Genomic DNA, 5,672 nt, shown 5'->3' with positions numbered 1-5,672 from the left:
GCGGCAGGCGGCGCGGCGGGCACGCTCGCCGGCACCGGCGGCGGCTCGCTCGCGGGTGCAGCGGCGGGCGCCTGCATCGCGGCCAGCGCCTCTTCCAGCGACATCGGTTCGCTGTAGGCCTCCGGTGGCGTGTACAGGCCGTCGGTGGGCACGTCGGCGGCGGCGTCGAACGCTTCGCGGACGTGGAATTCCAGCGGCGCGTCCGCATGCAGTTCGGCCGGGGTCTGCGGCAGGCCCGGTTCGGGTTGCAACAGGCCTTCCTGTTCCGAGCCCGGCGGCAGCACGTCCTGGTGGCCATGCAACTTGGCCACCAGGTGGCGGGCCCAGCGCTGCGCTTCCCAGCCCTCGCGACGCGCGGCCAGTTCGGCCTCGTCGAAGATAACGGTCAGCGCGGGCGACGCCAGTACCGGGTCGAGGCGTTCCAGCGCATCCTCGATGGCCGGCTCCAGCGCGATCAGCACCGCGCCGGCGTCCACGCCCCCCAGGGTTTCAGCATCGACGCTGTTGGGATCTTCTTCCAGCACCACGGTCGCACCGGCCTGGGCCAGCGCTTCGCGCAGGCGCTCGCGCGCCGGGCCGACCCGTGCCAGCAGTGCCACGAGCGGCAGCGGGTTCAGGTCATTCACGGGCACGGGCGATCCCCAGCAGGTCATACACGTTTCGCATCAGGTCCAGCTCCTGGTACGGCTTGCCCAGGTAGCGCTGGACACCGATTTCAAAGGCGCGTTGACGGTGCTTGTCGCCGCTGCGCGAGGTGATCATCACGATCGGCACGCCCTTGTAGCGTGGATCGGCGCGCATCGCGGTGGCCAGCTCATAGCCATCCATGCGCGGCATTTCAATGTCCAGCAGCATCAGGTCGGGCACGCGCTCCTCGAGCCGCTCCAGCGCTTCGATGCCGTCGCGGGCGACGGTGACTTCGAAGTTGTGGCGCTCCAGGATGCGGCCGGTGACCTTGCGCATGGTCAGCGAGTCGTCGACCACCATCACCAGCGGCGCCTGGCGGTCGCTGGCCTGGGTGGCCGGGGCAACCGGCTTGAGCGGGTTGGCCTGGTAACGACGCACCAGCGGGGCGACGTCCAGGATCACCACCACGCGGCCATCGCCGGTGATGGTGGCGCCGTAGATGCCCGGGACCGAGGCGATCTGCAGGCCGACCGGCTTGACCACGATTTCGCGGTTGCCGAGTACCTGGTCGATCGCCACCGCCGCGCGCAGCTCACCGGCACGCACCAGCAGCAGCGGCACCTGGGCCTGGCCTTCGGCGCGGGCCTGGCCCTGGCCGACCAGCGTGCCCAGGTCGTGCAGCACGAACTCTTCGCCGCCGTAGTGGTAACCGCCCTCGGCCGATTCGAAGCGCTCGCGCGAGATTCGGCCGATACCGCTGACCGAAGCCACCGGCACCGCGAAGGTGGTGTCGCCGATCTGCACGAACACCGCCTGGGTGACCGCCAGGGTCTGCGGCAGGCGCAGGGTGAAGGTGACGCCCTTGCCCGGCTCCGAGCGGATGTCCACGGTACCGCCGAGCTGGCGGACTTCGTTGTGCACCACGTCCATGCCGACGCCACGGCCGGCCAGCTGGCTGACCTGGTCGGCGGTACTGAACCCGGCCGAGAAGATCATCGCGTCCAGCTGGGCGTCGGAAAGCACGGCATCGGCTTCGACCAGGCCACGCTGTTCGGCGCGGCGGAGGATCGCCTCGCGGTTCAGGCCGGCACCGTCATCGGCCACTTCCAGCACGATTTCCGAGCCTTCGCGGCGCAGGCGGATGGCGATCTCGCCTTCCTCCGGCTTGCCGGCGGCGCGGCGCTGTTCCGGCGTTTCCACGCCGTGCGCGACCGAGTTGCGCAGCATGTGTTCCAGCGGCGCGACCATGCGGTCGAGCACGTTGCGGTCGAGTTCGCCGTGGGTACCGTCCAGGGTGACGTGGACCAGCTTGCCGGTGTCCTGGCCGGCCTGGCGCACCACGCGACGCAGGCGCGGCACCAGGCCGTCGAACGGCACCATGCGCGCACGCATCAGGCCATCCTGCAGTTCCGAGCTGACCCGCGACTGCTGCTGCAGCAGGACGTCGTACTGGCGCGACAGGTCGTCCAGCACGCCCTGCAGGCCGCCAAGGTCGGCTGCGGACTCGTTCAGCGCACGGCTGAGCTGCTGCAGGGTCGAGAAACGGTCCAGTTCCAGCGGGTCGAACTTGTGGTCGACCTGCTCCTGTTCGCGCTGGTAGCGGGCCACGATCTGGGCCTCGGTTTCCAGGTCCAGGCGGCGCAGCTGGTCGCGCAGACGTGCGTTGGTGCGGTCCAGTTCGCCCATGGCGCCGCGGAAAGCACCGAGCTGCTGTTCCAGGCGCGAACGGTAGATCGCCACTTCACCGGCATGGTTGACCAGGCGGTCGAGCAGGTCGGCGCGCACGCGCACCTGTTCCTGCTGCGGACGGGCCAGGCTGTCCTCGTCGCTGGAGGCTTCCAGCGGCACCGGCGCCGACAGCGGCGCGGCAGCCACGGCGCTGTCGATCTCCACGGCCGCCGTTTCGGGCAACGCTACATCGGTGGCCTCGTCGCGTCCCAGCGTGCGCTGTTCGAAGGCGGCGATCAGGTCGTCGGGCATCGCCACGTCGCGATGCCTGCCGGTGCGGGTCAGCATCTGGTGCAGGCGGTCGAAGCCCCGCTCCAGCAGCTGGACGTCGCTGCGGTCGATGTCGGTGCGGTTGGCGGCGACCGCCTCCAGCAGCGATTCGATGCCATGGCCGAGGTCGCCGATGGCGTTGATGCCGGCCATCCGCGCGCCACCCTTCAGGGTATGCAGGTCGCGCTGCAGGCCCGCCAGGACCTCACGGTCCTGCGGCGCGGCGCGCAGCTCGCTGATCAGGCCATCGCAATGATCCAGCAGGTCCTTGCCTTCTTCGACGAAGATGTCGACCAGTTCGCGGTCGAGCACGTTGAAGTCCAGCGAGCCGGCATCGTCGAGCTCGTCGGCGGCGGGTTCGTCGACCACGGCCGGCGCTTCTTCCAGCGCGGCGGCGTCCTGCGCGAAGGCATCGGCTTCGTCCAGCGCCGGGTGCGAGGCCTCCAGGCCAAGCACGACCGTATCGTCGCTGGAGGCCACGGCATCAGGCCCCTCGACAATGGTGAGCCCGTCGTCCAGTGCCTGCTGCAGCGCGACCGGTTCGCCAAACGCCGGGGTCGTCGGCAGCACGTCGTCCAGCGCGTCGCTGTCGGTGTCGTCGCTGTCGGTGTTGTCGCTGTCGGTGTTGTCGCTGTCAGTGTCGTCGGTGACCACGTCGTCCGCGGCGACGTCGAGCACGTCGAGCGTCCCGGCGACCGCGGTTTCCGGTTCGGCCACGTCGGTGGTGTCGGCGGCTTGGAGTGCTTCGTGCAGCGCGTCGGCTTCGGCAGCCTCCAGCTCCACGGCCTGCACGGCGTCTTCGGTGCCGGGCAGGGTGTTTTCGTAGTAGCGCGACAGATCGTCGGCACCGGTCAGCTCCACAGCCTCCAGGCCGTGCTCGACGATGGCGTCGGCGGCGGCTTCCGGCACCTCCTGCGGCTGGACCGGGGCAACGTCCTGCACCTCGAACGAGGTGACCAGCCCGGCGTCGAAGTACGCCGACAGGTCATCGCTGCCGGTGAGCTCATCGACCACCAGGGCATCCCCGGCGGCGGGGGCTTCGGCTTCGGCTTCGGCTTCGGCATCAGCTTCGATCAACTCAATCGTATCGTCGGTGTCGACGGCCTCGACGATCGACAACGCGTCGGCGTCGACGATGGCCTCCTGCAGGGCGCTGTCGGTGCTGTCGTCGGCAACCGCAAAGCCATTGCGCTCGTCGAACTGCGCCGAGAACGCAGCCAGTTCGTGCGCGGTGACATCGTGCGCGTCGCGCGATGCGTCAGCTTCGGCGTCGCGTTCTCCGTCAACGTCAACCTCGATGGCTTCGACCGCCTCGACGGCCTCGATATCCTCGATATCGCCATCCAGGTCCGAACCATCGTCGGCCACCAGCACCGGCCAGCGCGCTTCGGGCAGGGTTTCGGCCAGCGCCTGCAGGCGCTGCGCGAGCGCGGCCTGCGATGGAATGCGCGGCGCTTCGGCCTGCAGCGCGGTCATGGTGGCGCGGATCGCTGCGGCAGTTGCCGAGAGGGCCGCGACGCCGTCGGCGTCGGGCACCGCATCGGCCGCCAGCGAGCGCTTGATGAAGCTCTCCGCGCCGCCGGTGACGGCGGTGATTTCCGGCACGTCGGTCATCGCGAACGCGCCGTTCATGGTGTGCACCGCGCGCAGCAGGCTGTCGGTGACCGGCTGCGGCGCCGCCTGGGCCTCCTGCAGCCACGCCTGCAGCGTGGCGTGGTGGGCTTCGACTTCGGCCTCCAGGATCTCACGCAGCACGTCGTCGATATTGGCCGGGGTACCGGCGATTTCCGGCTCCACGGCGTCCACGGCTTCCACCACTTCCACCGCTTCCACGGCGTCGATCGTTTCAAGCGCGTCCACCGCGTCCACCGGCGCAGCGACCGGGGCCGGGCGCTGCAGCGGCACATGGAAGGTTTCTTCGCCGGCGCCCACGCGGTCGGCGATGGCCTGCATGGCCTGCAGGTCGGCGCTCACGCGGCTGCCGTCGCGCAGCGCGGCATTCAGCTGCGGCAGCACTTCATAGGCCTGGGTGACCATGGCGACCACGGCCGGCGATGCCGGGCGGCTGCCGTCGAGCACGCGGTTGAGCATGCCCTCGATTTTCCAGCTGAACTCACCGAGGGTGCGCGCACCGACCAGGCGACCACTGCCCTTCAGGGTATGGAACACCCGGCGGATCGGACGCAGGCGGTCCATGTTGTCCGGCGCCATGCGCCAGACCGGCAGCAGGTTGCCGAGGTTGACCAGTTCTTCGTCGAATTCTTCGATGAAGACTTCGCGGATGTCCTGGTCGATGTTCTCGCCATCGTCCTCGAAGCCGGCGTCGATGCTGCCGTCGTCGGCCTCACCGGCGTGCACGGCGGCCTGTGCGTCCACCAGCGCGGACGCTTCGACCACCGGCACGGTGGAGAACTGCGATGCGGCGATATCCAGCTCGGCCAGGAACCGGGCCGACTCGTCGTCCAGTTCGATCGTGCCGATCACCGCTTCCTGCACGCCACCGGTGGCGACCGGCGCGGCGGGCGCCTCGATCTCCTCGACGGGCGCGTCCAGCGGCGCATCCACCTGCTCCACCTGTTCCTGCAGGAAGTCCGGAAGCGCCTGCACGTCCAGCGTGGCGTCCGCAACCGGCGCTTGCGCCGGCAGGTCGTCGATCTGCAGCGAGAGCACATCGCCTGCATTCTGCAGCGGCTCGTCGAAGGTGAACTCGATCGGCTCGTCGCTCAGTTCCAGCGCGTCCTGCTCTGCGGCCACCGGATCGAAGCCGGTCGCCGCAACGCTGGCATGGTTGTCGTGGGCAGAGGCGTCTGCATCGGCTCCGTCCAGCACGATCGGTGCGATATCGGTGGGGGCAACGCCCCACGCCTGGCCAGGGCCGGCCTCTTCGGCCACGACCGGATCGAAGTGGGCGAAGGTGGGGGCGGTATCGGTGCGCGCGGGCTCGCCGTGCAACGTCCAGTGCGGGGCGTCGACGGCCACCGGTGCGGTGGACGCTTCGAACACCAGCACGGGCGCGGGCGTGGCCGCCGGCTCGACCGGCGGTGCTG

1 protein-coding gene and 1 pseudogene are annotated in these 5,672 nt (G+C 69.8%); both read right to left on the bottom strand.

Features of this window, described 5'->3' with window-relative positions:
- Positions 1-626: pseudogene (locus tag RWO33_RS18775) on the bottom strand (chemotaxis protein); the annotation flags it as partial.
- Positions 619-5,672: Hpt domain-containing protein (locus tag RWO33_RS18770; RefSeq protein WP_314106786.1), on the bottom strand; the 5,054-nt coding region annotated here is incomplete at its 5' end. The pseudogene RWO33_RS18775 and the gene RWO33_RS18770, both read right to left, overlap by 8 nt.

Origin of the sequence: uncultured Stenotrophomonas sp. (assembly GCF_963519925.1) — a bacterium.
In the GTDB taxonomy this organism is placed as follows: Bacteria; Pseudomonadota; Gammaproteobacteria; order Xanthomonadales; family Xanthomonadaceae; genus Stenotrophomonas; species Stenotrophomonas maltophilia_AE.
This window is presented reverse-complemented; position numbering and strand designations above follow the sequence as displayed.